The following is a 26,364-nucleotide window of genomic DNA, read 5'->3' on the forward strand; positions in this document are numbered from 1 at the left end:
CTCCTCCCAGACGGCGCCGTGTCTGCGGTGCCTGCCTTGTCCTTGGAGTCGCATCGGCCAGCCGATTTCCCTCTTCAGGATTGAGAAGGCACAAGCCGTAGCATCGAACCATGGGTGGCGCGGCCAGTCATATCGACAACCTGCCTGTTCAAGGAGACGGATCATGACCCAGCCAGCCCAACCCTCGCCGTCGCCCCAGGCGGCGCCCGGCACTGCCGTTCCCGACCTGGCCGCGATCAAGCAGCGGCAGCAGGCCACCTGGGCCAGCGGCGACTTCGCCGTCGTCGGCGTCACCCTGCAGATCGTCGGCGAACTGCTGGCCGAGGCCGTTGACGTGCGGGCCGGCGAACGGGTTCTCGACGTCGCCGCCGGCAATGGCAATGCCACGCTGGCCGCGGCGCGGCGCTTCGCCCGCGTCACGTCCACCGACTACGTGCCGGCGCTGCTCGAGAAGGGGCGGGCGCGCGCCGCCGCCGAGGGCCTGGCGATCGACTTTCGCGAAGCGGACGCCGAGGCGCTGCCGTTCGCGGACGCCAGCTTCGACGTGGCGCTGTCCACCTTCGGCGTGATGTTCGCGCCCGACCAGGCGCGCGCCGCCGCCGAGATACGGCGCGTGGTGCGGCCCGGCGGACGCATCGGCATGGCGAACTGGACGCCCGAAGGCTTCATCGGCCAGCTGTTCAAGGCGGTCGGCAAGCACATCCCGCCGCCGGCCGGGCTGGCGTCGCCGCTACTGTGGGGAAATGAAGACCATGTGCGCCAGCTGTTCGGCGCCGATGCGCTCCAGGCGCGCATCACGCGCAGGATGTTCAACTTCCGCTACGCGTCGCCCACGCACTGGGTGCACGTGTTCCGCGATTACTACGGACCGCTCAACCGGGCGTTCGCCGCCCTTGCGCCATCTGCCGCCGATGCGCTCGAACAAGACCTGCTGGCCCTGATCGATCGTTTCAACACGGCCGGGCCGGATTCGATGGTGGCGCCGGCCGAATACCTCGAGATCGTGCTGACCCGCGAGGCGGGGGGCGCGCTGCACTAGGCGCCGGGCGTGCTTATACCTTGCGCACGAATTCCGTCTTGAGGCTCATGGCGCCGAAGCCGTCGATCTTGCAGTCGATGTCGTGGTCGGCATCGACCAGGCGGATATTCTTGACCTTGGTGCCTTGCTTGATCACGCCGCCCGAACCCTTTGGTTTCAGGTCCTTGATCACGGTGACGGTGTCGCCATCCTGGAGGATATTGCCCGACGCATCTTTGTAGACCCGCACGCTGTCGGCCGCCGCGGCAGCCGCCTGGACCGGCCACTCATGGGCGCATTCCGGGCAGACGTATTGGCCGCTGCCATCTTCATAGGTATAGGCGGATTGGCATTGGGGGCAGGGAGGGAGGGTGTGCATGTGAACCTTGGAATATCAAACGCTGGCCCGGAAGGGCCGCAACAGGGAGGGTGGTGATCGGACGCCGCGTCGTCGACGCGGATGCGCGCCATCGGACAGGACCTGCATCGCTGGGCGCGACCCGGATCGTTGGGCAGGTGCCGACTACCATCAGTCAGCGCGTATGATACCAGAAGGAAACATGTCGACTGCCCGCCGCGGCACGCTCCGCCGCCAGCGCCACGGCCGCGGCATGCCGGTCCGGCTCGATCATCTCCACGTCAGCCACGACGCATCTGCCTCAGCCACGCACCGGGCGACAGTCCGATCGCGCCCTTGAACCGCCGGGTGAAATGGCTCTGGTCGGCAAACCCGGCGCTCACCGCGACCGTCGCCAGCGACATGCCACTCAATAAGAGCTGGCGTGCATTAGCCAGCCGAACCGCGTTCAGGTAGACATGGGGCGGCACGCCGAATTGCCGTTCGAACGCGCGGCTCAGATACACACGCGACACGCCGGCTTCGCGCGCGAGTTCGGCGATCGAGATATCGTTGCCCGCATGGGCGCGAATATAGTCGCGCACCCGGTTCAGCCGGGCCAGGCCGGCCAGCGCAGGCGCCTGTACCGCCGCCTGGGTCTCGCCGAATCGCAGGAGCAAGCCCATGAAGGCCTTGAGCAGCAGCGACTCGGCGCGCAGCGCTTCCTGCGCTTGTCCGGTTGCCTCTATGGCCTCGTGCAATTGTCTCGCTGCTTCTGGCGCGTGCACGACCGCATCGCGAAAATAGCTCGCAGGAAGAACGCCCGCCGCCCGCTCGCGCAGCACCGTCATTACGGCGGGATCGACATACAGCATGCTGTAGTCGTAGCTGTCGGTCTTGCCGCGCAAGCCGTCATGGGCCTGGTCCGGGTTCAGGAAGATCACGTTGCCCGGCGCGCTGACCTGCCTGCTGCCCTGGCAATTGAAAGTCTGGACGCCGCGATAGGTCAGGCCGATCCCGAATTCAGGATGGCTGTGCCGCTCGAAAGTGTAGTCGGTGAAATGGGCCCGCATCAGTGTCACGCCTTGCACACCGGTGGGGCGATAGCGCACCCAGTCGGTCTTCGATGCCGGTTCCGGTCCGGCTTGGTCGTGGTTCTCTGTGTCCATCGTCTGTCTGCAAGAAATGCCAGGAATGAAACGAAAGGCCGCACACGGCCGCGCTTGCCCTGGCGTCGCGTCAGCCGCAACACATGATGGCAGGCTTTTGGACAGCATGCTTGTACAGCTGTAAACACGCCAACCGGGCGCCGGCCGAGGTTACAGCCATACAAGACCTGGCCATTGGCCCTGAGCACACTGGGCGCTTTCCACTTTCTCCGGCAAAACCATGTACATCCATCGCGCACGCACTGCGGACATACCGAAAATCAAGGATTTGTATGAGGAAGCGATCGCCTTCCAGCGCAGTCGGGGACTGCCCTACTGGAATACGCTGGACCTGACGGTGGTCGAGGCCGACATCGCCGCGGGAGCCCAATATCTGCTGTCGGTCGATATGCATACCGTCGGCATCTTCAGTTTCTGTCCGCCATCGCCCATGGATGAGGATCTGTGGCAGGGCCTGCAGCCGCATGCGGCGCGTTATATCAACCGCATCATCGTCGGGCGTCTTTGGCAGGGGAGATCATTGTTCGGGCTGATGCTGGCCTGGAGCGAACGCGAGACGCTGCGCCTGGGATTCGACCGGCTGCGCCTGGATACCTGGGCGGATAACCGCCGCTTGAGCGACTACTATTCCCGCTACGGTTTCGTCCACATGGGCGAGCGCACGGCGTCGAGCGGTCCGGAGCTGTCGCCACAGTACCGCGGCGTGCGCCTGGCGATCATGGAAAAACTGCTGGCGCCGGCAAGCAACGCCGATCCGCGGGCATTGTGATCGCAGGCACGAAAAAAAACGCCAACCGGTGAGAGTTGGCGTTTTTTCGATATTCTTGGTGGCCCGGGGCGGAATCGAACCACCGACACAAGGATTTTCAATCCTCTGCTCTACCAACTGAGCTACCAGGCCAAGAGAGGCATGATTATAGCCAGCGATTTTCAGTTGCGCAAGTACTCTTGAATGCTTTGTCTGTGCCGGACAGCATTTTGACCCTTGCTCAGCCGTAAACGCATTTCGAGGCCGGCAGGGCGTGGCTTGGCATATCGCTATAATGAGCACCATGACCACGCCCACGACCTCCACTACCCGGACCGATGTTTGCATCGTCGGCAATGGCGCCATCGCCAAGACCACCGCCCTCGGCTTTGCCCAGGCCGGGCATAGCGTCACCCTGCTGGCGCCGCCCGCGCGCCCCGCGGCCGAGGCGCCATCGTCATCCTCGGCCGCGGAACGTCCATGGGACGTGCGTGTCTACGCGCTCAACCATACGGCCCACGACCTGCTGGCCTCGCTCAAGGTCTGGGGCGCACTCGACCTGGCGCGCGTCGCCGCGGTCGATGCGATGGACGTGCATGGCGACGGCGAGGGGGGCGGCAACCTCGGTTTCGACGCCTTCGGGGCCCGGGTCGGCACCCTGGCCTGGATCGTCGAAGACCATAATCTGAACGGGGCGCTGGATGCCGCGCTCAAGTTTGCCCACAACGTGCAGCGGGTCGAAGGCCGGGCCTGCGAGCTCACCTGCAGCGACGAGGGCGCCGCGCTGCGCCTGGAAGACGGCCGCCGCCTCGAATGCGCGCTGCTGGTCGGGGCCGACGGCCGCGAATCCTGGGTCCGCGGGCAGTGCGACATCGGCGTCGACTACCGCATGTACCACCAGCGCGCCATCGTCACCAACTTCGCCTGCGAGAAGCCGCACCATGGCGTGGCCCACCAGTGGTTCACCTGCGCCGACGGCATCGTCGCCTTGCTGCCGCTGCCGGGCAACCGCGTTTCGCTGGTGTGGTCGGCGCCCGAGACCCTGGCCGACACCCTGATGGACGAGTCGCTGGGCGAACTGGCGATCCGGCTCGGCGAATACGCCGACGACAAGCTGGGCGCCCTGCGCCCCCTGCAGCCCGAGGCCGTGGCGGCGGTGCCGCTGGCGCTGGTCAAGCCGCATGCGATCGTGGCGCCGCGCGTGGCGCTGGTGGGCGACGCCGCCCACGCGGTGCACCCGCTGGCCGGGCATGGCATGAACCTGGGCTTTGGCGACGTGGTCGACCTGCTCGCCGCCGTGCGCGAGCGCGAGGAGCGGCGCGCCATCGGCGACGAGCGGGTGCTGGCGCGCTATGCCCGCAAGCGCAAGGAAGACGTGGTCATGATGCAGCTGGCCACCGATGGCCTGGAGCGCCTGTTCGGGGCAAATCTGGAGCCGGTACGCGTCATGCGCAATCTTGGACTCAACTTGCTTGATAAAATGCCTGCTTTGAAGCGGCGCCTGATGGCGCATGCGATGGGCAAGTCATCAATCTGAGGAATCAAGCATGGTCAAAATGAAGCTCGCCGTCCTGCTGGCGACGGCGCTGCTCGCATCGTGCGTCGATGCGCAGAACACGGTCGAGGCAAACATCAAGAAGGCGCTCGAACCGCACCTGGGCGGCGCCAAGATCGAGTCGGTCAAGGAGACCCCGTATGGCGGCCTGTACGAGGTACGGGTCGCGGGCGACATCCTGTACACCGACAAGAAGGGCGAGTTCCTCGTGATCGGCCAGGTCTATGACGTCAAGAGCTCGCGCAACCTGACGCGCGAACGCATCGACGACATCAACAAGATCAAGTTCAGCGACCTGCCGCTCGAAATGGCGCTCAAGCAGGTCAAGGGCAACGGCAAGCGCGTGATCGCGGTGTTCGAGGACCCGAACTGCGGCTACTGCAAGCGCCTGCGCCAGACGACGCTCAACGAGATCGACAACGTCACCATCTATACATTCATGTACAACATCCTGTCCCAGGATTCGTTCACGAAGTCGAAGAACATCTGGTGCGCGCCGAACCGCAACAAGGCCTGGGATGACTGGATGATCAACGGCAAGGTGCCGCCGGCGGCGCCTGCCGCCTGCGAATCGCCGAACGACAAGGTGCTGGCGCTCGGCCAGAAGCTGCGCATCACCGGCACGCCGGCCATCTTCTTCAGCGACGGCACCCGCATCCCGGGCGCGATCGACCTGAAGTCGCTGGAAGACAAGCTCGATTCGCTGGAAGCGAAGCCGGCAAAATAAGCCAGCCGCCGGTCATGGTTGCCGTCCAGGAGCGTTCATGCTGACCTTGAACATCAACGGAAGAGACCTGCAAGTCGACGCCGACCCCGCCACGCCCGTGCTGTGGGCGTTGCGCGACAACCTCAACCTTACCGGCACCAAGTTCGGCTGCGGCGCGGCCCTGTGCGGCGCCTGCACCGTGCACCTGGACGGCGTCCCGATCCGCGCCTGCGTCACCCCGATCGGGGCGGTCGCGGGCCAGGCGATCACCACCATCGAAGCGATGCAGGACGACCCGGTCGGCAAGGCGGTCCAGGATGCCTGGGTGCGCCACGACGTGCCGCAATGCGGTTACTGCCAGAGCGGCCAGGTGATGAGCGCCGTCGCGCTGCTGCGCACCAACCGGCGCCCGCTGGACGCCGACATCGACAACGCCATGAGCGGTAATCTGTGCCGCTGCGGGACCTATCAGCGGATCCGCGCGGCCATCAAGGATGCCGCCGCGGCATTGAAGGCATGAAGCCATGGCGCTGACCGGCATCCTGCTGGCCGCGGGACGGGGCCGCCGCTTCGACCCGGCCGGCGTCCACAACAAGCTGTTGCAGCGCCTGCCCGGCGGCGAACTGGTGGTCGCCGCCAGCGCGCGCACGCTGCTGGCCGTGTTCCCGCGCGTGGTGGCGGTGGTGCCGCCAGATGACGGCGGGGTGGGCGACGTGCTGCGCCAGCTCGGCTGCGAAGTGACGATGTGCCCGGATGCCGACGGCGGCATGGGCCTGTCGCTGGCGCACGTGGTCCGTCATTCCCTGAATGGTCAACTTAACGGCCAGGGCTGGCTCGTGGCGCTGGGCGACATGCCCTTCGTCGCCCCATCCACCCTGCATGCGCTGGACGCTGCGATCGAAGAGGGCGCCGCCATCGCCGCGCCCCTGTTCGAGGGCCGGCGCGGCAATCCGGTCGCCTTCGGCGCCCGGCACCGCGACGACCTGCTGGCGCTGGACGGCGACCAGGGCGCGCGGCGCCTGCTGCAAACCAGCCCGGTCGCCACGATCGACGTGCCCGACCCCGGCATCCTGCGCGACATCGATTCCCCTTCCGACCTGCCGGGCTAGGCGTTTTGCTTCGCCCAATGGATTACACTATGTCCATTCGGCGCGTCCCGAGAGACCATTCAAGAAGATCATGAAAAAGCCATCGCAGAAAAAGCAGAACGCCATCCACTACACCATCGTTCCCAAGGACCTGGCCGGTCACCTGTTCAACGTCACCGTCACGGTGGCCAATCCCGATCCCGACGGCCAGGCGTTCGCGCTGCCGGCCTGGATCCCGGGCAGCTACATGATCCGCGAGTTCGCGCGCAATATCGTGCGCATCCGCGCCGAGAGCGGCGGCCAGCCGCTCGCGCTCACCAAGCTCGATAAGCATTCGTGGCGCGCGGCTCCTGGCGCCGGTCCCCTGACCCTGCACTACGAGGTGTATGCCTGGGACCTGTCGGTACGCGCCGCTCACCTCGACCAGACCCACGGCTTCTTCAACGGCACCAGCGTGTTCCTGCGCGTGGTGGGGCAGGAGTCGCTCGTCCACATGGTCGACATCCAGCGCCCCCTTGAGCCGGCCGCCAAAACCTGGCGCGTGGCCACCGCGATGCCCGAGGCGGGCGCGAAGCGCTACGGCTTCGGCGCCTACGCCTGCGCCAACTACGACGAACTGATCGACCACCCGGTCGAGATGGGCGACTTCGAGCTGGCCACCTTCAAGGCCCATGGCATCCCGCACGACATCGTGATCACCGGCCGCGTGCCCAACCTCGACATGGCGCGCCTGCAGGCCGACCTGAAGGCGATCTGCGAGACCCAGATCGCCTTCTTCGAACCGAAGACGAAGCGCGCGCCGCTCGAGCGCTACGTGTTCATGACCATGGCCGTCGGCGATGGCTACGGCGGCCTCGAACACCGCGCCTCGACCGCCCTGATCTGCGCGCGCGCCGATCTTCCGAGCCTGGCCACGCCGAAGGCGGCCGAGCCGGGCGAAGGCTATCTGCGCTTCCTGGGACTGTGCAGCCACGAGTATTTCCACACCTGGAACGTCAAGCGCATCAAGCCGGCCGCCTTTGCCCCCTACGACCTGCAGGCCGAAAACTACACGCCGCTCCTGTGGCTGTTCGAAGGCTTCACCAGCTATTACGACGACCTGATGCTGGTGCGCGCCGGGATCATCGGCGAATCCACCTATTTCAAGCTGCAGGCCAAGACGGTCGGCGGCGTGCTGCGCGGCAGCGGGCGCCTCAAGCAGAGCGTGGCCGATTCGAGCTTCGACGCCTGGAGCAAGTACTACCGCCAGGACGAGAATTCGCCGAACGCGATCATCAGCTACTACACCAAGGGTTCGCTGATCGCGCTGGCCTTCGACCTGACCATCCGCGCCAAGACCGGCGGCGCGAAATCGCTGGACGACATCATGCTGGCGCTGTGGGAGCGCTACGGACGCGACTTCTACAACGGCGCCGGCCGCGGCGTGACGGAACAGGAAGTCGAGGCGCTGTTCGACGAGATAAGCGGGCTCAAGCTCAAGAACATGTTCGAACGCTATGTGCGCGGCACCGAGGACCTGCCGCTGGCCAAGCTGTACGCGCCGCTGGGGGTGAAGCTGGTCGACGAGCGCAAGGGCGGCAAGGCTTCGCTGGATGCCGGCATCGGCCGCGACCCGCTGGGCGCCAAGCTCACCCAGGTGCACGAGGGCGGCGCGGCCCACCAGGCCGGCCTGTCGGCGCTGGACGTCGTGATCGCGATCGACGGCCTGCGCGTGAACGGCAATCCGCCCAACGTCGACGCACTGCTGGCGCGCTACCGCGTCGGCGACCGCGTCACCGTGCACGCCTTCCGCCGCGACGAGCTGATGGCCTTCGACGTCACCCTGCAGGGCGACCGCGTGCCTGGCATCAGCCTGGCGCAGGCGGTGGCCGGACGCAAATCGGCGGCGATCAAGCGGCCGAGCGCGGTGTAATCGACAAGAATTCCCATAACGACAAGCATACCCATGACCCTGACCCGTATCGCCGCGGCCATCGCCGTTTCCACCTCGCTGGCACTGTCCGCAAACGTCGCCCAGGCCCAGCAGGCCGCTCCGCTCAAGAACGACGTCGTCGCCAAGGTCGACGCCATGTACCCCTGGCTCGACGCGGTCTATAAAGACCTGCACGCGCATCCCGAGATCGCCTTCCAGGAAGTGCGTACCGCCGGCAAGCTGGCGGCCGAGATGCGCAAGCTCGGTTTCACCGTCACCGAGAAGGTCGGCAAGACCGGCATCGTCGCGGTGCTCAAGAACGGCGCCGGCCCGACGGTCCTGGTTCGCACCGACATGGACGGCCTGCCGATGGAAGAGCGCACCGGCCTGCCGTACGCCAGCCGCGCCCGCGCCACCAGCGAAGGCCGCGACACTTTCGTGATGCACAGCTGCGGCCACGACATTCACATGACCAGCTGGCTCGCAACCGCCCGCACGCTGGTCGAGCTGAAATCGCAGTGGAAGGGCACCCTGGTCTTCATCGGCCAGCCGGCCGAGGAAATCGTCGCCGGCGCCAAGGCCATGCTGGACGACGGCCTGTTCAAGCGCTTCCCGAAACCGGACTACGCCTTCGCCCTGCATTCGTGGCCGCTGGCCCATGGCACCGTGGGCTACAACGACGGCCCGGTATCGTCCAACTCGGACTGGCTCGAGATCACCTTCAAAGGCCGTGGCGGCCATGGCTCGGCGCCTGATAAAACCATCGACCCGGTGGCGATCGCGGCGCGTTTCGTGGTCGACGTCCAGACCGTGGTCAGCCGCGAGAAGGATCCCAAGGAATTCGGCGTGGTGACGGTCGGTTCGATCCAGGGCGGCACGGTCGGCAACATCATCCCGGACAGCGTGCAGGTGCGCGGCACCATCCGTTCGTACAGCCCACAAGTGCGCGCCAAGCTGCTCGAAGGCGTGCGCCGCGTGGCCGAGGGGTCGGCCGCGATGGCCGGCGCGCCGAAGCCGGACATGCTGATCGGCGGCGGCGGCCAGGCCATCGTCAACAGCACCGAGCTGGTAAACAAGACCGAGGTGGTGTTCAAGGAAGCGTTCGGCGCGGACAAGGCCAAGCGCATGCCGGCCATGACCGCCAGCGAAGACTTCTCGCTGTACGCCAACGAAGGCGTGCCGTCGATGTTCTTCTTCACCGGCGTCTACGATCCGAAGGTAGTCGCCGAGGCGGAGCGCGAGGGCGGCAAGCCGATCGCCTTCAACCACTCGCCGTTCTACGCGCCGGTGCCGGAACCGTCGATCAAGACCGGCGCCCAGGCGATGACCCTGGCCGTGCTGAACGTGCTCGGTAAATAAACAGCCAGGCCATACGAAAACGGCCGGTCGCTTGCGCGCCGGCCGTTTTTGTTTTTTTGCGTTCGTTCAGGACTTGAGGCAGTCGGCGCAGCGGCCGTACAGTGTCAGCTCGTGACTTTCGACGCTGAAGCCCTTCGGCGCCATGTGCTCGATGTCGCCGGGGCAGGCGTGCACGTCGAACACGCGCTGGCAGACGGTGCACTGGAAATGGTGGTGGTGATGTTCGGCGGCGCTGGTCGATTCGTAGCGCGCGCCTTCGCCCGGCAGGGTGACGACCTTGAGCGCGCCGTCGTCCACCAGCGACTTCAGGTTGCGGTACACGGTCGCCATGCCCAGCTGGCTGACCTGGCGGCTGGCTTCGTCCAGGATCTCCTGTGGCGATAGCGGGCGCTGCGCATGCTCGATCGCATGCAGGATGGCGGTTTTTTGACGTGTATTGCGTTGCATAGGCCGAAGGATACCTCAAAGCGTGCATCAGGATCAAAAAGCGGTTGAATGCTTAATGATAATGGCTTATCATTTCATTGTTAATGATAACGGATTATCGTTATCGGCTTTATATGCATCCTGCAGTTCAATCATTTCGAGGAACCACCATGTCTCACTTTTCCTGCAAGCGCACACCGCTGACCCTGGCGCTGATGCTGGCCTTCGGCGCGCCCCTGGCCGTCCATGCCCAGACGACGAGCCGTGCGGCCTCGGATCCGGACAGCGTGCCGACCGTGGTCGTGTCCGCCAGCGCCCTGGGCGTGGTCCACGACGACATGATCACCCCGGTGACCTCGCTCGGCGGCAGTGAACTGGTGCGCGCCCGCGAATCGACCCTGGGCGAAACCCTGGCCCACCAGCCCGGCATCACCTCGAGCCACTTCGGCGCCGGCGCCAGCCGTCCGGTGATCCGCGGCATGGACGGTCCGCGCGTGAAGATCCTGTCCGACGGCGCCGAGATCCAGGATGCCTCGACCATCAGCCCCGACCACGCCGTCGCTTTCGAGCCGGTCCTGGCCGAGCGCATCGAAGTGCTGCGCGGCCCGTCGGCCCTGGCCTATGGCGGCGGCGCGGTGGGCGGCGTGGTGAACATCCTCGACCGCAAGATCCCGACCGCGATGCCCGAGAAGGGCCTGGAAGGCAGCTTTGAGGCGCGCGCCAATTCGGCGGCGCGCGAAAAGACCGGCGCCTTCGAATTCACCACGGCCGCCGGCAGCAACCTGGCCCTGCACCTGGAAGGCGTCAAGCGCGATGCGGACGACTACCGCGTCGGCAAGGACTGGAGCGAAGGCCGCCACGTCCTGGGCAGCTACAAGGAGTCCGAAACCGGCACCGTCGGCCTGTCGTGGATCGGCAAGAACGGCTATATCGGCGCCGCCTTCACCAAGGAGCGCACCGAATACGGCATCCCGGGCCACGGCCACGAGTTCGAGAGCTGCCACCCGCATGGCTCGCACCTGCACTGCGGCGGCCACGAAGAGGAAGAGGGCCATGACCACGACGAGCACGGCGAGGAAGGCCATGACCACGACCATGAGCACGAGCACGGCGTGCCGGTGGTAAAACTCGACAGCGAACGCTGGGACATCCGCGGCGAATACCGCAATCCGGTAGCCGGCATCGAGCGCGTACGCATGCGCGCCTCGTTCACCGACTACGTCCACGACGAGCTGGAAGAGAACGTCGTCTCGACCTCGTTCCGCAACAAGGGCCACGACGCCCGCCTGGAGGCGGTGCACGCGCCCCTGGCCGGCTGGCGCGGCGTGTTCGGTCTGCAGACCACGCGCCGCGACTTCTCGGCGATCGGCGAGGAAGCCTATGTGCCGGCGACCCTCACCAAGAAGCACGCCGCCTTCCTGACCGAGGAATACAAGCTCGATGACTGGCGCTTCGAGGCCGGCCTGCGCCACGAATGGCAGGACATCGAGGTCGATGCCCCTGGTCTGCGTGACACCGATGCGCGCGGCACCTCGGCCTCGGTCGGCGCCGTATGGAAGCTGGCGCCGCAATACTCGCTGCGCGCCTCGCTGTCGCGCAGCCACCGCCTGCCGACCGCCGAAGAACTGTATGCCGATGGCGTGCACCTGGCCACCGCCACCTATGAAGTCGGCAACCAGGACCTGGACAAGGAAACCTCGAACAACGTCGACCTCACCCTGCGCAAGTTCGAAGGCGACACCACCTTCTCGGTCAGTGCCTTCCACAACCGCGTCGACAACTACATCTACGCGCACACACTGGACAACCACGAAGGCTTCCAGCTGGTGGAATACGCCCAGCGCGACGCCACCTTCACCGGCCTGGAAGGCGAGATCCGCCAGAAGCTGACCCCGACGATCAGCGCGACCGTGTTCGGCGACTACGTGCGTGCCCGTTTCGACGAGGGCGAGGGCAGCCGCAACCTGCCGCGCATCCCGGCCGCGCGTCTTGGCGTCAAGCTGGACGGCGACTGGAACCAGTGGCATGGCATGGTCGAGTTCTACCGCGTCGGCAAGCAGGACAAGCTGGCCGACTACGAAACCGAGACCGCCGGCTACAATATGCTCAACGTCGGCGCCCATTATTCGACCCGTATCGGCGGCGTGCCGACCCAGTTCTATGCGCGCCTGAACAACTTGACCGACGAACTGGCCTACAGCCACACCTCGTTCATCAAGAACGCGGCGCCGCTGACCGGGCGTAATCTGACGGCGGGTATTCGCGTCATCTTCTGACGCATCGCGTCAAGACGTATCGGCCGGCACAGGGCGAGGTTCGCCCTGTGCCGGTTTTTTTTGTCGCGCGCAATTGCTGCGCCGCGTTGAATCCTTAACGATAATCGGTTATCATTAGATTCTGCTTATGGTGCATCATTGCCACCACGGCGCATTCGACGACCAAGGATTCCCATGACTGACTTCACCGGCAAGCGCACGCCGCTCGCACTGGCCTGCATGCTGGCGCTGGGCGCTCCGTTGACCGCCCACGCGCAATCGACCGCGGCGCCCGCGACCGTCGTCGTGTCCGCCAGCGGACTCGGCGTGGCCAGCGACGACATGGTCACTCCGGTGACGTCGATCGGCGGCAATGAGCTGGTGCGTACCCGCCAGTCGACCTTGGGCGAAACCTTGTCGAGCATGCCGGGCATTACCTCGAGCCACTTTGGCGCCGGCGCCAGCCGTCCGATCATCCGCGGCATGGATGGTCCGCGCGTGAAAATCCTGTCCGACGGTTCCGAGATCCAGGATGCGTCCACCATCAGCCCCGACCACGCCGTCGCTTTCGAACCGGTCCTGGCCGAGCGCATCGAGGTATTGCGCGGTCCGTCGGCCCTGGCCTATGGCGGCGGCGCCGTCGGCGGCGTGGTGAACATCATCGACCGCAAGGTGCCGACCGCGATGCCCGAGAACGGCCTGGAAGGCAGCGCGGAAGTGCGCGCCAATTCGGCGGCGCGCGAAAAGACCGGCGCCTTTGAGTTGACCACGGCCGCGGGCGGCAACGTCGCCCTGCACGTGGAAGGCGTCAAGCGCGATGCCGACGACTACCGCGTCGGCAAGGACTGGGAAGGCGGCCGCCGCGTCCCGGGCAGCTACAAGGAAACCGAGACCGGCACCGTGGGCCTGTCCTGGGTCGGCAAGGACGGCTACCTGGGCGCGGCCTTCACCAAGGAGCGCGGCAAGTACGGCCTGCCGGGCCACGGCTTCGAGAACGAGGCGGGCGAGATCGAGGCGCCGGTCGTGGACCTGGACAGCGAACGCTGGGACGTGCGCGGCGAGTACCGTAATCCGGTCGCCGGCATCGAACGGGTGCGGCTGCGCGCCTCGTTCACCGACTACATCCACGACGAGGTCGAGGGCAGCGCGGTCGCCACCACCTTCAAGAACAAGGGCCACGACGGCCGCCTGGAATTCGTGCATGCGCCGCTTGCGGGCTGGCATGGCGTGTTCGGCCTGCAGACCACGCGCCGCGATTTCTCGGCCATCGGCGCCGAGGCCTATGTGCCGCCGACCCTGACCAAGAAGCATGCGGCCTTCCTGACCGAGGAATACAAGCTGGGCCATGTGCGCTTCGAAGCCGCCGTGCGCCACGAATGGCAGGACGTCGAAGCCGAGGTGGACAAGCCTGACAGCCACACGCGCGGCACCTCGCTGTCGGTCGGCGCGGTCTGGAAGTTCGCGCCGGAATACTCGCTGGGCACCTCGCTGTCGCACACGCACCGCCTGCCGACCGCCGAGGAATTGTTCGCGGACGGTCCGCACCTGGCGACCAACACCTATGAGATCGGCAACCCGAACCTGGTCAAGGAAACGTCGAACAACCTCGACCTGACCCTGCGCAAGTTCGCCGGCCGTACTACCTTTTCGCTCAGCGCCTTCCACAACCGCATCGGCGACTACATCTATTCGCAGACGCGCGGCGAGTTCGAGGGCCTGCAGCTGATCAATTATGCCCAACGCGACGCCACCTTCACCGGCCTGGAAGGCGAGGTTGCGCACAACCTGTCGTCGGTGTGGAAGACGACCCTGTTCGGCGACTACGTCCGCGCCCGCTTCGATGAAGGCCCGGGCAGCCGAGACATCCCGCGCACCCCGGCGCACCGCATCGGCGTCAAGCTCGAAGGCGACTGGGGCGCCTGGAATGGCCTGGCCGAACTGGTCCGCGTGGGCAAGCAGGACAGGATCGCCGATTTCGAGACCGAGACGCCCGGCTACACCACGCTGAACCTCAGCACGCACTATTCGACCCGCATCGGCGAGTTGCCGGCGCAGCTGTACCTGCGCCTGAACAATGTGACCGATCGCCTGGCCTACAGCCACACCTCGTTCATCAAGGACTATGCACCGCTCACAGGCCGTAACCTGACGGCCGGCCTGCGCGTACTGTTCTGACCGGACCCAATCCACCGGCGCCGCGGACATTTCTCGCGGCGCCGGTTTTAAAGAAAGGAACAGGGTTCATGAAATCCCTGATCAAATACGGCGATGTCGCCGGCATGGCGGCATCGATCCTGTGCTTGCTGCACTGCATGGCGATGCCGCTCGTGATCCTGGCGTTTCCGATGCTCGGGCTGGCCCATGTGCACGACACCTTCCACGACACGCTGATCGCGGCGATCACCTTGCCGGTCTTGCTGGCGCTGGTGCCTGGCTACCTGAAGCACCGCGACAAGACCACCTTGCTGGTCGGCTGCGCCGGCCTGGCGATCTTCCTGGGCGGCGTGTTCGTCGTCAGCCCGCTGTTCGGCGAAGTGGCCGAAGCGGTATGCGCCGTCATCAGCGGTTTCATGCTGCTGTATGCGCACCTGCGCAACCGCCGTCACTGCAAGCGTTGCGGCGCTCGCGCGCAGGACGCCGCCCATCCGGCGCCGGCATCCTGCCACCCTCACTGATTCAAGCTACAAGCCTGCGCGCTGCGGCCCCGCCAGCGTGCGCAACTGGAAGCGGTAACGCTCGCCGAACAGGAAGGTCTCGGAAAACGTCATCAGGTCGGCATGTTCCGGCCCCAGGCCATCGGGTGGGGGCAGCGGACCGCTACGGCGCAGCGACGCCAGCGCCACTTCGGAAGCGCCCTGGTCGCGCGAACGCTGCACCTGGACGTCGGCGAGCTGGCCCGCTCGGTCGACCGTGATGTTCAGTACCACGACCGCCGGCAGCATGGGCGGCAATTCTCCCTCGAACACTCTTTCTGGATTGCGCTGCATGACGTGGCGCGCGACGTCGGCTTTATAGGCGTCGAGCGTGCGTGTTGGGGGAGGGGCGGGGATCGGTGTCAGCGGAATGGTCACCGCCTGGGCCTGTGGCGCAGGCGCCGGTGGCTGGGTAGACGTGCTGCATGCGGCGAGGGCCGCGAGCACGACCAGTGAGAAAAAGACGAAGATGCTGCGATGAGGGTTCTTCATGGCGGATGCAGGACTGTCGCAGGTCGCGCCGGTATTGGCGTACCTGTTCGACCCATCCGTGCATCCGGAGTTCCTCTACCGTTCCTTTACTTCAGGCGAACAGGCGCTGCAGTTCGCGGCCAGGATTTTCCGCGCGCATGAAGGCTTCGCCGACCAGGAAGGCGTGGACGTCGGCCTCGCGCATGCGTTGCACGTCGCCCGTGCCGAGGATGCCCGATTCGGTCACCACCAGGCGGTCCTTCGGGATGCGCGGCAGCAGGCCCAGCGTGGTGTCGAGCGTGACGTCGAAGGTGCGCAGGTTGCGGTTGTTGATGCCCAGCAGCGGTGTCTTGAGCTTGAGCGCGGCATCGAGTTCCTCGCCGTCGTGCACTTCGACCAGTACATCCATGCCGAGGTCCATGGCGCAGGCCTCGAGTTCCGCCATCAGGCCGTGGTCGAGCGCCGCCACGATCAACAGGATCGCATCGGCGCCCATCGCGCGCGCTTCATATACTTGATACGGGTCGACCATGAAATCCTTGCGCAGCACCGGCAGGGCACAGGCGGCGCGCGCCTGCTGCAGGTAATCCACCGAACCCTGGAAGAACTGGACGTCGGTCAGCACCGACAGGCAGGCGGCGCCGTGTTCGGCATAGCTTTGCGCGATCGCGGCTGGCTGGAAGTCGGGACGCAGCACGCCTTTCGACGGCGAGGCTTTCTTGCCTTCGGCGATCACGCCGGCCGCACCTAGAGCGATCTTCGCGCGCAGGCTGGCTTCGAAACCGCGGATGGCGGCGCGCGCCTCGCGGTCGCTTTCGACCTCGCTGCGCAGGCTGGGCAGGTCGCGCACCTTGCGCGCCGCGGCCACTTCATCGGCCTTGACGGCCAGGATCTTGTTGAGGATGTCAGACATCGATGTTCTCGCGGGTGAAATTAATTGACCGCGCCGAGCTGGCGCGTGACCTGGACGAACTGCTCCAGCTTGGCGATGGCGGCGCCGGAGGCAATCGCTTCACGCGCCTTCTGCAGGCCGGCTTCGATCGAGCCGGTCACGCCGGCCGCATACAGGGCGGTACCGGCATTCAGGGCCACGATGTCGTGCGCCGGGCCCGGCTCGCCGCGCAGCGCTTCCAGCACGCGCGCCTTCGATTCCTCGGCATTGCTCACCTTGAGGTTGCGGCTCGAGATCATCGAGAGGCCGAAGTCTTCCGGGTGGATCTCGTATTCGCGGATCTCGCCGCCCACCAGCTCACCGACCAGGGTGCCGGCGCCGAGCGAGACTTCGTCCATATTGTCGCGGCCCCAGACCACCACCGCGTGCTCGGCGCCGAGGCGCTGCAGCACGCGCACCTGGATGCCGACCAGGTCGGGGTGGAACACGCCCATCAGGATGTTGGGCGCCCCGGCCGGATTGGTCAGCGGACCGAGGATGTTGAAGATGCTGCGCACGCCCAGCTCGCGCCGCACCGGCGCCACGTGCTTCATCGCCGCGTGGTGGTTGGGGGCGAACATGAAACCGATGCCGGTCTGGGCGATCGACTGGGCGATCTGCTCGGGTTTCAGGTCGATGTGGGCGCCGAAGGCCTCGATCACGTCGGCGCTGCCGGACGAGGACGAGACGCTGCGCCCGCCATGCTTGGCCACGCGCGCGCCGGCGGCGGCGGCCACGAACATCGAGGCGCTCGAGATATTGAAGGTGTTGGCGCCGTCGCCGCCGGTGCCGACGATGTCGAGCAGGTGGGTGGTGTCGGCCATCGGCACCTTGGTCGAGAACTCGCGCATCACCTGGGCGGCGGCGGTGATTTCGCCGATGGTTTCCTTTTTGACGCGCAGGCCCATGGTCAGGGCCGCGACCATGGTCGGCGACATCTCGCCCGCCATGATCTGGCGGAACAGGTGGAGCATCTCGTCGTGGAAGATCTCGCGGTGTTCGATACAGCGCAGCAGCGCTTCTTGTGGGGTGATCGGCATGATGGTTCCAGTTCGTCTAGACGTAATGAGGGCGTGGCGCCGCGAACGTGGCGCTCACGCATGGACGCATCAGCGCGTCAGGAAGTTCTTGAACAGGGCGTGACCGTGCTCGGACAGGATCGATTCGGGGTGGAACTGCACGCCCTCGATGTCATAGTCCTTGTGGCGCACGCCCATGATCTCGCCGTCGTCGGTCCACGCCGTCACCTCGAGGCAGGACGGCAGCGAGGAACGTTCAATCGCAAGTGAGTGGTAGCGGATGACGGTAAAGGGGCTGGGCAGGTCGGTAAACACGCCTTCGCCGATGTGGGCGATGCTCGAGGTCTTGCCGTGCATGACCTGCTTGGCGCGGATCACCTTGCCGCCGAAGGCTTCGCCGATCGCCTGATGGCCCAGGCACACGCCCAGGATCGGCAGCTTGCCCTTGAATTCGCGCAGGATGTCGAGCGAGATGCCGGCATCCTTCGGCGCCTTCGGGCCCGGCGAGATGCAGATGCGGTCCGGCCTCAATGCTGCGATCTGTTCGATGGTGATCTCGTCGTTGCGCACGGTGCGCACGTCCTCGCCCAGTTCGCCGAAGTACTGCACGATGTTGTAGGTGAACGAGTCGTAGTTGTCGATCATTAGCAGCATGTCAGAACTCCCCATCCAGGCCATCTTGCACTTGCTCGGCCGCGCGCAGCACGGCGCGCGCTTTCTTTTCAGTCTCTTGCCATTCCATCTCGGGGATCGAATCGGCCACGATGCCGGCCGCGGCCTGCACGTACAGGTTGCCGTCCTTGATCACGCCGGTGCGAATCGCGATCGCGACGTCCATCTCGCCGCCGAAGCTCAGGTAGCCGCAGGCGCCGCCGTAGATGCCGCGCTTCACGGGCTCCAGCTCGTCGATGACTTCCATCGCCCGCACCTTCGGCGCGCCGGTGAGCGTGCCGGCCGGGAAGGTGGCGCGCAGCACGTCGAGGTTCGACATGCCGTCTTTCAGCTTGCCTTCGACGTTGGAGACGATGTGCTGCACGTGCGAGTATTTTTCGATGACCATGCGGTCGGTGACTTTCACCGAGCCGATGTCGGCGATGCGGCCGATGTCGTTGCGCGCCAGGTCGATCAGCATCACGTGCTCGGCGACTTCCTTCGGATCGTTCAGCAGCTCTTCGGCCAGCGCCGCATCCTGCTCGGGCGTGGCGCCGCGGCCGCGCGTGCCGGCGATCGGGCGCAGCGTGACCTTGCGGCCGCCTTCCGGCGAGAGCTCGTTGCGCACCAGGATCTCGGGCGAGGCGCCGACGATCTGCATGTCGCCGAAGTTGTAGTAGTACATATACGGCGACGGGTTCAGCGAGCGCAGCGAGCGGTACAGCGACAGCGGCGAATCGACGTAGGGCTTGCGGATGCGCTGGCCGATCTGCACCTGCATCAGGTCGCCCGCCATCACGTATTCATGGGCTTTGGCCACCGCCTTGAGGTAATCCTCTTTGCTGAAGTCGCGCACGGCTTCGGTGCGCACCGAGCTCGAGGTGACCGGGGCGTCGACGCTCCGGCGCAGCATCATGCGCAGGTCTTTCAGGCGCTGGCGGCCGCGCGAGTAGCTTTCCGGCTGGCCCGGGTCGGCATACACGATCAGGTACAGCTTGCCGGACAGGTTGTCGATCACGGCCAGTTCTTCGGTCACCATCAGCTGGATGTCCGGCAGGCCCAGTTCGTCGCGCGGGCATGTGTCGGCCAGCTTGCGCTCGACGTGGCGCACGGTGTCGTAGCCGAAGTAGCCGGCCAGGCCGCCGCAGAAGCGCGGCAGGCCGGGACGCAGGGCGACCTTGAAGCGCGCCTGGAATTGCTCGATGAAGTCGAGCGGGTTGCCCTCGTGCGTCTCGATCACTTCGCCGTTCTTGACGATCTCGGTGAGATTGCCGGTGGTGCGCAGCAGCGTGTGGGCCGGCAGGCCGATGAAGGAATAGCGGCCGAAGCGCTCGCCGCCCACCACCGACTCCAGCAGGAAGGTGTTCTTGCCGGTGTGCTGGGACTGGGCCAGCTTGAGGTAGAGCGTGAGCGGGGTTTCGAGGTCGGCGAAGGCTTCCGCGATCAGTGGGATGCGGTTGTAGCCCTGGTTGGCCAGCGACTTGAATTCGAGTTCGGTCATGTTTTCTCCGGACCGCCCGGCAAGATGGGGCGGTGGTGTGCTTCAAAAAACCTGCCGGGTTGGTATCGCGGACACTATCGCGGATACAAGCGCCGGCAGCAATCGGTACGGCTTAGTTAGCCCAGGATTGCCAGCGTCGCCACAGCCAGGCCTCAAGGGCGCCGGTCTGGTTGACAGTGTGTTTTTTGGTGAAAAACATGTATAGATGACTTAGTTTGCGGTGCGATTGTGTGCAGCGATCAGAGCCGCCGCTTCGAGTAGCGAATCAACTATACCATCGGATTGAATTTCTTGTACAGGGCGTCCGTGGTTATAACCATATGGGACGGTCAACACGAAGCAACCCGCGCCACGGGCGCTTTCGGCATCGTTGGACGAGTCGCCGATCGCCACCACTTGGCTCGGCGGCAGGTCGAGCGCGGCGCAGGCGCCAAGCATCGGCATCGGATCGGGTTTCTTCTTCGCGAACGAGTCGCCGCCGAACACCTGCTCGAAGTAGGGCGCCAGGCCTTTCTGCTCGAGCAGGGGCAGGGTGAAGGCAACAGGCTTGTTGGTCACGCACACCAGGCGCAGGCCGAGGTCGCGCATGGCTTGCAGGCCCTCGAGCACACCGTCGAACAGCGTGCTGCGGTCGCCGTTGATGGCGAGGTAGTGACGCTGGTAGCCGGCGATCGCTTCATCGTACGCCGCATCGACTCGTGCGGCGTCCCAGTCGAGCAGGAGCGCATCGCGCACCAGCTTCTCGGAACCCTTGCCGACCAGCGGCTTGATGGTGGCCTGGGTGATGGGGCCCAGGCCCAGGTCGGCGCGCATGCCGTTCAGGGCCGCCTCGAAATCGGGCACCGTGTCGAGCATGGTGCCATCGAGGTCGACGATGGCGGCCCGGATGGCTGCTGCGCCGGCCCGCATTATTTAGCCACCGTGGCCAGCTCGGCGCGCATGGCGTCGATCACGGCCTTGTAGTCCGGCTTGCCGAAGATGGCCGAGCCGGCGACGAAAGTGTCGGCGCCGGCGGCAGCGGCGGCGGCGATGTTCTCGGCCTTGATGCCGCCATCGACCTCCAGCATGATGTCGCGGCCCGATTCATCGATCATGCGGCGCGCGATCGCGATCTTCTTCAGTGCTTCGGGGATGAAGGACTGGCCGCCGAAGCCCGGGTTGACCGACATGATCAGGATCATGTCGATCTTGTCCATCACGTGTTCCAGGTAGTGCATCGGCGTGGCCGGGTTGAACACCAGGCCGGCCTTGCAGCCATGGTCGCGGATCAGCTGCAGGGTGCGGTCGATGTGTTCCGACGCCTCGGGGTGGAAGGTGATGATGTTGGCACCGGCCTTGGCGAAATCGGGGATGATGCGGTCCACCGGCTTGACCATCAGGTGCACGTCGATCGGCACGTCCACGTGGGGACGGATCGCCTGGCACACCAGCGGGCCGATGGTCAGGTTCGGGACGTAGTGGTTGTCCATCACGTCGAAGTGGATGATGTCGGCGCCGGCGGCGACGACATTGCGCACTTCCTCGCCCAGGCGGGCGAAATCGGCGGACAGGATGCTGGGAGCGATGCGGTAGGTGGTCATGGGACGATGGGGCGGGTTTGAACAAGAAGCCGCTATTCTACGCTGGTCAAGCGCCGGATTGGCGTCTTGCGGCCCGTTCTTCCCTCCTGCAGCGCCGGGATCGGGCCGCAGGCGGTATCATTATTGTTGTTTGCGCCACACGGCGCGCCGGCCGCCGCTCGACGCGCAGCGGCCTTGTTAATGATCATCCAAGGAAACCCGATGCCCGCCTACGATTTCACTGTCACCGTCAGAACGCAATACCTGCCGGAGCAGTCCGACCCTGACCGGAGCCAGTTCGTGTTCAGCTATGCCATCACGATCAAGAACACCGGCAGCATCGCGGCCCAACTCATCTCACGCCATTGGGTGATCCTTGACGCCAACAACCAGATGCAGGAAGTTCGCGGCCTGGGCGTGGTCGGCCACCAGCCGCTGCTGCAGCCGGGCGAACAGTTCGAATACACCAGCGGCACCCAGCTCGGCACCGCCCAGGGCTCGATGCGCGGCGAATACTTCTGCGTGGCCGAGGATGGCCACCGCTTCGAGACCCCGATCCCCGAATTCGTGCTGTCGCCGCCACGTTCGCTGCACTGATCAGGGCCGGGTGTCACTGCTGTCGTCGTCTTTGCGGTCGACGTCCTTGCGGCCGGCGAACATGGTCCACCAGACGATAAATACGAGCAGGAACAGCGCCACGCCGGCTTCCACCATCAGGATCCACATTTTCGTCTCCATGCCTTTTATGTATACGACACGCCGCAGTGTACCTTCCCTGATCGCCCTCGTCTGCCTGCTGAGCGCCTGCTCGACGACGCCGCAGCCGGAACAGCCGCCCATCACGATGCCGCCGCCGGTGGGGCCGGTAGTGGTGCCGCCGACGCCGCCCGCCGAACAGCCGGCGCCGGCGCCGGCGCCCGAGCCGCCTCCACCGACGCCGCCCCTGACGCCCGTGAGTTTCGCGGCGCTGCCCGGCTGGCAGCAGGACGACGTGCGCCAGGCCTGGCCGGCTTTCCAGCAGTCGTGCAGCGTGCTGGCCGCGCGCGCGGCCGAGTGGAAGACGCCATGCGCGGCGGCGCGCTCGGTCGACGCCGGCGATTCGGCGGCGGTGCGCCGCTTCTTCGAGACGTATTTCGTGCCCAACCAGGTGCGCAATCCCGACGGCACCGACACCGGCATGATCACCGGCTACTACGAAGCGATGCTGTACGGCTCGCGCAAGCGCGGCGGCGCTTACCAGACCCCGTTGTACCGGGTGCCGGACGACCTGATCACGGTCGACCTGGGAAGCATTTATCCGGACCTGCAGAACCGGCGCCTGCGCGGACGCTTGTCCGGCAAGTCTCTGGTGCCGTATTACAGCCGCGCAGAGATCGACCGCGCGCCACTGAAGGGCAGGGAACTGCTGTGGGTGAACGATCCGGTGGAGGCGTTCTTCCTTGAAGTGCAGGGCTCGGGCCGCGTGCAGCTCGATGGCGGCGACACGGTGCGTGTCGGCTATGCCGACCAGAATGGCCATCCATACAAGGCGATCGGGCGCTGGTTCGTGGAGCAGGGCATCATGACGCCCGACCAGGTGTCGGCCCAGTCGATCCGCGCCTGGCTGGCGGCCAATCCGGCGCGCCGCCAGGAAGTGCTGAACGTGAACGCCAGTTATATCTTCTTCACCGAACAGAAGGTGACGGATCCGAACGCCGGTCCGCGCGGCGCGCTGAACGTGCCGCTCACGCCGGGCCGCTCGATCGCGATCGACCGCAGCATCCTGCCGCTGGGCGCGCCGGTCTGGCTGTCGACCACCATGCCCAAGGACGGCGCGCCGCTGCAGCGCCTGGTGATGGGGCAGGATGTGGGCGGCGCCATCCGCGGCGCGGTGCGGGCCGATTTCTTCTTCGGCTTCGGGCCCGAGGCAACCGAGAATGCAGGGCTGATGAAGCAGCAAGGCTCATTGTGGGTGCTGCTGCCCAGGACCGCAGCACCGGACACGGCCCGCTAGACGTGCGTCCGGCAGATCATCTGCAGCGTATCTACCCTGACTCAACAACCCGCTCGACTTGACGTGCGCGTAAAGCGCTAGAATCGTAGAGTCGTGATTAACCAAATAAGGGTGTGATATGGAATATGCTGACCTGTTGATCGAGAACCACGGCAAGGTCGCCGTGGTCCGCCTGAACCGTCCGAAGGCGATGAATGCGCTGAACGACAATATGATGAACGAGCTGGGCGAGGCCTTGCGCAAGTTCGACAAGGATCCGGCGATCAATGTGATCGTGCTGACGGGCAGCGAGAAGGCCTTCGCGGCAGGCGCCGACATCGCCGCCATGGCCAATTACGATTACCAGGAAACCTACGGTAATAACTACATCGGCCGTAACTGGGAGCACATCCTCGACATCCGCAAGCCGGTGATCGGCGTGGTGTCGGGCTACTGCCTGGGTGGCGGCTGCGAGCTGGCGATGATGTGCGATTTCCTGATCGCCGCCGACAGCGCCAAATTCGGCCAGCCCGAGATCAAGGTCGGCGTCACCCCGGGCGCGGGCGGCACCCAGCGCCTGCCGCGCGCGATTTCCAAGTCGAAGGCGATGGACATGCTGCTCACCACGCGCATGATCGACGCGCTTGAAGCCGAGCGCACCGGCCTGGTGTCGCGCGTGTATCCGGCGGCCGAGGTGATGGAAGAGGCGATCAAGATCGCCCAGGGCATCGCCGAGATGCCGGTGTCGGTGGCGATGCAGATCAAGGATTGCGTCAATCAGGCGTATGAGACGACCCTGCGCCAGGGCGTGGCCTATGAGCGCCGCTATTTCCACGCCGGTTTCGGCACGCCTGCCCAAAAAGAAGGCATGTCGGCCTTCCTCGAGAAGCGCAAGCCGGACTTCGAAGGGCTGTAATCGATGGGCGCGCGCAGGGTGTGGCTGGTATTGCCGGGGGCGCTGCTGGCGCTGTCCCTGGCGCTGACGAGTTGCTCGTCGCTGCCGCCGCTGGAGGGCAGGGTGGCGAGCACGTCCTTCGTCCAGACCGACGATACCCGTCTCGGCAAGGCGCTCATGCCCCTGACGATGGCGCATCCCGGCCTGGCCGGCATCCACGCCCTCGCGGACGGGCGCGACGCCTTTGCCGCGCGCGCCGTGCTGGCGCAGGCTGCCGACCGCAGCCTGGACGTCCAGTACTATATCTGGCGCGACGACACCACCGGCCGGCTGATGTTCGACGCGCTCAGGAGTGCGGCCGAGCGCGGGGTGCGTGTGCGTCTTCTGCTCGACGACAACAATACGGCCGGGCTCGACGGTGCGCTGGCCGCGCTCGACGTCCATCCGATGATCGAGGTGCGGCTGTTCAATCCGAACGGCATCCGTTCGGTGCGGGCGGCCGGCATGGCCGCCGATTTCATGCGCCTGAACCGGCGTATGCACAATAAATCGTTCACCGCGGATAACCAGGTCACGATCATTGGCGGGCGCAATGTGGGCGACGAGTATTTCGGCGCGGCGGGCGAAATCTCGTTTGCCGACCTCGACGTCATCGCCGCGGGGCCGGTCGTGCGCGCCGTGTCGGACGATTTCGACCTGTATTGGAACAGCCCGTCGGCCTACCCGCTGGCCTTGCTGGCCCCGGATGCGGTCGCGGCGCCGGCCTTGAAACCCGATGCCGAGGCGCAGGCCTATATAGAGGCCATCAAGCGTTCCGCCTTCCTCGAGCAACTGGTGGGGGGGAGCCTGCCGCTGGAGTGGGCGCGCGCCAGGTTCGTCAGTGACGATCCGGCCAAGGTCATGGGGACGGCGGCGCCGGAAGCGAACATCGCTTTCAAACTGAGAGACATCCTGGGAGAGCCGCAGCGCAGCCTGGATCTCGTCTCGCCGTATTTCGTTCCCGGCAAGGAGGGAACCGCCGCCTTCGTCGACCTGGCTAAAAAACGCACTCGGACCAGGATACTGACCAATTCACTGGAAGCGACCGACGTCGCGGCGGTGCACGCGGGCTATGCCAAATGGCGCAAGCCGCTGCTCGAGTCGGGCGTGACACTATATGAACTGCGCCGGGAAGCGACCGACGAGCCTTCGCGCGAAAAACGCGGCAGCGGCAGCGGGATCGGCAGTTCGGACGCGAGCCTGCATGCCAAGACCTTCGGGGTGGACGGCAATCGGGTATTCGTCGGCTCGTTCAACTTCGACCAGCGCTCCATTCACCTGAATACCGAAATGGGGATGGTGATCGACAGCCCGGCCCTGGCCACGCGCCTGACCGAGACGCTGGACCGGACCTTGCCGACACGCGCCTATGAAGTGAAGCTCGATGATCGCGGTTCGGTGATCTGGCTGGAACGGCGCGGCGATCAGGTGATCCGGCATGAGAAGGAGCCGGGCACGAGCTGGTTCAAGCGGGCCGCGGTAAAGGCGCTGTCGTGGCTGCCGATCGACTGGCTGTTGTAGCCGCCACACTTTCTTTCTCGCCCTCTTGCGGACTCGGCAGTTGGTTTGCTATAGTTCGCCTCCGCTTCGGCACTGACCGAAAAACGCAAGCCAAATCAAACGGTTAGCGCAATGAAGTCAACGGTGAAAACTGCGACGAAGCGAAATGAGGGGTTGACGAAAAACGAAAAACACTTCATACTCTCTCTCCTCTGCTGCTGACGAACAAAACGATTCGAAGCAACAGCAGATGAAGCAGTAACCGAATTCTGATCTTTAAAAATTAACAGTCGATAAGTGTGGGCGTTTGATGAAGGTGCCAAGAACTTAGGTTCTTGATTACTTAAAATATCAAATGTTCGCACAAAGTATTAAACGTTGCTTCAGCAATGAAGTGACGGTCAGTATTTTGAGTGAGCGACTCCGCAGCAATGCGGATGACTCGAAAGAGTCAACAAACAGAGATTGAACTGAAGAGTTTGATCCTGGCTCAGATTGAACGCTGGCGGCATGCTTTACACATGCAAGTCGAACGGTAACAGGGAGCTTGCTCCGCTGAC

General features: G+C 65.3%; 26 protein-coding genes, 1 tRNA gene and 1 rRNA gene. 16 read left to right on the forward strand and 12 right to left on the reverse strand.

Annotated features, from left to right (window positions below; all coding sequences use genetic code 11):
* The first annotated feature begins 163 nt into the window (after nt 1-163).
* Nucleotides 164-1,039, forward strand: a complete 876-nt coding sequence (locus J3U95_RS04055; protein WP_208277370.1) for a class I SAM-dependent methyltransferase — start codon at nt 164-166, stop codon at nt 1,037-1,039.
* 13 nt (nt 1,040-1,052) lie between these two features.
* Here J3U95_RS04055 and J3U95_RS04060 read toward each other — a convergent pair whose 3' ends face one another.
* Together J3U95_RS04060 and J3U95_RS04065 are read right to left on the reverse strand one after the other, a co-directional pair.
* Complete coding sequence (locus tag J3U95_RS04060; RefSeq protein ID WP_208277371.1) at nt 1,053-1,397, reverse strand: zinc ribbon domain-containing protein YjdM; 345 nt, start codon at nt 1,395-1,397, stop codon at nt 1,053-1,055.
* Nucleotides 1,398-1,657: 260 nt separating this feature from the next.
* Nucleotides 1,658-2,524, reverse strand: coding sequence for an AraC family transcriptional regulator (locus J3U95_RS04065; protein WP_208277372.1), 867 nt, complete (start codon nt 2,522-2,524; stop codon nt 1,658-1,660).
* Between the two features lie 220 nt (nt 2,525-2,744).
* Between J3U95_RS04065 and J3U95_RS04070 the strand changes: the two genes are divergently transcribed.
* A complete protein-coding gene (locus J3U95_RS04070; RefSeq protein ID WP_208277373.1) occupies nt 2,745-3,293 on the forward strand; it encodes a GNAT family N-acetyltransferase in 549 nt (182 codons plus the stop codon).
* Between the two features lie 56 nt (nt 3,294-3,349).
* On the opposite strand, the gene J3U95_RS04075 is transcribed toward J3U95_RS04070, so the two are convergent.
* A tRNA-Phe gene (locus J3U95_RS04075) sits at nt 3,350-3,425 on the reverse strand.
* Between the two features lie 151 nt (nt 3,426-3,576).
* Between J3U95_RS04075 and J3U95_RS04080 the strand changes: the two genes are divergently transcribed.
* From J3U95_RS04080 to J3U95_RS04105, 6 genes are all read left to right on the forward strand, one after another.
* The gene (locus tag J3U95_RS04080) at nt 3,577-4,809 is read left to right on the forward strand and encodes an FAD-dependent monooxygenase (RefSeq protein WP_109345187.1); all 1,233 of its coding nucleotides are present in this window, start codon (nt 3,577-3,579) and stop codon (nt 4,807-4,809) included.
* 10 nt (nt 4,810-4,819) lie between these two features.
* Nucleotides 4,820-5,554, forward strand: a complete 735-nt coding sequence (locus J3U95_RS04085; RefSeq protein ID WP_208277374.1) for a DsbC family protein — start codon at nt 4,820-4,822, stop codon at nt 5,552-5,554.
* Nucleotides 5,555-5,591: 37 nt separating this feature from the next.
* Entirely contained in the window at nt 5,592-6,053 is a 462-nt protein-coding gene (locus J3U95_RS04090) for a (2Fe-2S)-binding protein (protein ID WP_208277375.1), read from the forward strand.
* A gap of 4 nt (nt 6,054-6,057) precedes the next feature.
* Nucleotides 6,058-6,642, forward strand: a complete 585-nt coding sequence (locus tag J3U95_RS04095; RefSeq protein ID WP_208277376.1) for a nucleotidyltransferase family protein — start codon at nt 6,058-6,060, stop codon at nt 6,640-6,642.
* 70 nt (nt 6,643-6,712) lie between these two features.
* On the forward strand, nt 6,713-8,533 hold the full coding sequence (locus J3U95_RS04100) for a M61 family metallopeptidase (protein ID WP_208277377.1): 1,821 nt from the start codon (nt 6,713-6,715) through the stop codon (nt 8,531-8,533).
* Nucleotides 8,534-8,566: 33 nt separating this feature from the next.
* Nucleotides 8,567-9,892, forward strand: coding sequence for an amidohydrolase (locus J3U95_RS04105; RefSeq protein ID WP_208277378.1), 1,326 nt, complete (start codon nt 8,567-8,569; stop codon nt 9,890-9,892).
* A 66-nt stretch (nt 9,893-9,958) separates the two neighbouring features.
* On the opposite strand, the gene J3U95_RS04110 is transcribed toward J3U95_RS04105, so the two are convergent.
* Nucleotides 9,959-10,339 carry a Fur family transcriptional regulator gene (locus J3U95_RS04110; protein WP_005671481.1) on the reverse strand — a complete coding sequence of 127 codons (381 nt, stop codon included), beginning with the start codon at nt 10,337-10,339 and terminating at the stop codon, nt 9,959-9,961.
* Nucleotides 10,340-10,488: 149 nt separating this feature from the next.
* On the opposite strand from J3U95_RS04110, the gene J3U95_RS04115 reads away from it, so the two are divergent.
* The 3 genes from J3U95_RS04115 to J3U95_RS04125 all read left to right on the forward strand — a co-directional run bounded on the left by J3U95_RS04115 (nt 10,489) and on the right by J3U95_RS04125 (nt 15,248).
* Nucleotides 10,489-12,594: a TonB-dependent receptor domain-containing protein gene (locus J3U95_RS04115; RefSeq protein WP_208277379.1), complete on the forward strand. Its 2,106-nt coding sequence runs from the start codon at nt 10,489-10,491 to the stop codon at nt 12,592-12,594.
* 174 nt (nt 12,595-12,768) lie between these two features.
* Nucleotides 12,769-14,748 (forward strand): TonB-dependent receptor, encoded by a 1,980-nt coding sequence (locus J3U95_RS04120; protein WP_208277380.1) that lies wholly within the window; start codon nt 12,769-12,771, stop codon nt 14,746-14,748.
* A gap of 68 nt (nt 14,749-14,816) precedes the next feature.
* The gene (locus tag J3U95_RS04125; protein ID WP_208277381.1) at nt 14,817-15,248 is read left to right on the forward strand and encodes a MerC domain-containing protein; all 432 of its coding nucleotides are present in this window, start codon (nt 14,817-14,819) and stop codon (nt 15,246-15,248) included.
* Nucleotides 15,249-15,254: 6 nt separating this feature from the next.
* On the opposite strand, the gene J3U95_RS04130 is transcribed toward J3U95_RS04125, so the two are convergent.
* The 7 genes from J3U95_RS04130 to rpe form a co-directional block, all read right to left on the reverse strand.
* Entirely contained in the window at nt 15,255-15,758 is a 504-nt protein-coding gene (locus tag J3U95_RS04130; protein WP_208277382.1) for a TonB C-terminal domain-containing protein, read from the reverse strand.
* A gap of 91 nt (nt 15,759-15,849) precedes the next feature.
* Nucleotides 15,850-16,650, reverse strand: a complete 801-nt coding sequence (gene trpC / locus J3U95_RS04135) for an indole-3-glycerol phosphate synthase TrpC (protein WP_208277383.1) — start codon at nt 16,648-16,650, stop codon at nt 15,850-15,852.
* A gap of 20 nt (nt 16,651-16,670) precedes the next feature.
* Nucleotides 16,671-17,708 (reverse strand): anthranilate phosphoribosyltransferase, encoded by a 1,038-nt coding sequence (gene trpD, locus J3U95_RS04140; RefSeq protein ID WP_208277384.1) that lies wholly within the window; start codon nt 17,706-17,708, stop codon nt 16,671-16,673.
* Nucleotides 17,709-17,777: 69 nt separating this feature from the next.
* Complete coding sequence (locus J3U95_RS04145) at nt 17,778-18,341, reverse strand: anthranilate synthase component II (protein WP_109345174.1); 564 nt, start codon at nt 18,339-18,341, stop codon at nt 17,778-17,780.
* Between the two features lies 1 nt (nt 18,342).
* Nucleotides 18,343-19,839 carry an anthranilate synthase component I gene (gene trpE, locus J3U95_RS04150; RefSeq protein WP_208277385.1) on the reverse strand — a complete coding sequence of 499 codons (1,497 nt, stop codon included), beginning with the start codon at nt 19,837-19,839 and terminating at the stop codon, nt 18,343-18,345.
* A 210-nt stretch (nt 19,840-20,049) separates the two neighbouring features.
* Nucleotides 20,050-20,748 (reverse strand): phosphoglycolate phosphatase, encoded by a 699-nt coding sequence (gene gph / locus J3U95_RS04155; protein WP_208277386.1) that lies wholly within the window; start codon nt 20,746-20,748, stop codon nt 20,050-20,052.
* Nucleotides 20,748-21,419 carry a ribulose-phosphate 3-epimerase gene (gene rpe, locus J3U95_RS04160; protein WP_208277387.1) on the reverse strand — a complete coding sequence of 224 codons (672 nt, stop codon included), beginning with the start codon at nt 21,417-21,419 and terminating at the stop codon, nt 20,748-20,750. Before rpe ends, gph begins: the two co-directional genes overlap by 1 nt.
* Before the next feature lie 201 nt (nt 21,420-21,620).
* Here rpe and apaG point away from each other — a divergent pair, with 201 nt between their 5' ends.
* Nucleotides 21,621-21,995, forward strand: coding sequence for a Co2+/Mg2+ efflux facilitator ApaG/CorD (apaG, locus tag J3U95_RS04165; protein ID WP_109345171.1), 375 nt, complete (start codon nt 21,621-21,623; stop codon nt 21,993-21,995).
* Here the strand turns inward: apaG and J3U95_RS28495 are convergent, their stop codons facing one another.
* Entirely contained in the window at nt 21,996-22,124 is a 129-nt protein-coding gene (locus J3U95_RS28495) for a hypothetical protein (RefSeq protein ID WP_267877768.1), read from the reverse strand.
* Between the two features lie 19 nt (nt 22,125-22,143).
* Here J3U95_RS28495 and mltA point away from each other — a divergent pair, with 19 nt between their 5' ends.
* The 4 genes from mltA to J3U95_RS04185 all read left to right on the forward strand — a co-directional run.
* The gene (mltA, locus tag J3U95_RS04170; protein WP_208277388.1) at nt 22,144-23,391 is read left to right on the forward strand and encodes a murein transglycosylase A; all 1,248 of its coding nucleotides are present in this window, start codon (nt 22,144-22,146) and stop codon (nt 23,389-23,391) included.
* 118 nt (nt 23,392-23,509) lie between these two features.
* Entirely contained in the window at nt 23,510-24,286 is a 777-nt protein-coding gene (locus tag J3U95_RS04175) for an enoyl-CoA hydratase (RefSeq protein WP_208277389.1), read from the forward strand.
* A gap of 3 nt (nt 24,287-24,289) precedes the next feature.
* Entirely contained in the window at nt 24,290-25,825 is a 1,536-nt protein-coding gene (locus J3U95_RS04180; protein ID WP_307728333.1) for a phospholipase D family protein, read from the forward strand.
* Between the two features lie 446 nt (nt 25,826-26,271).
* Nucleotides 26,272-26,364: ribosomal RNA gene (locus J3U95_RS04185) — 16S ribosomal RNA — on the forward strand; the annotation flags it as partial.

Origin of the sequence: Massilia oculi, assembly GCF_017582745.1 — a bacterium.
Taxonomy (GTDB): Bacteria; Pseudomonadota; Gammaproteobacteria; order Burkholderiales; family Burkholderiaceae_D; genus Telluria; species Telluria oculi_A.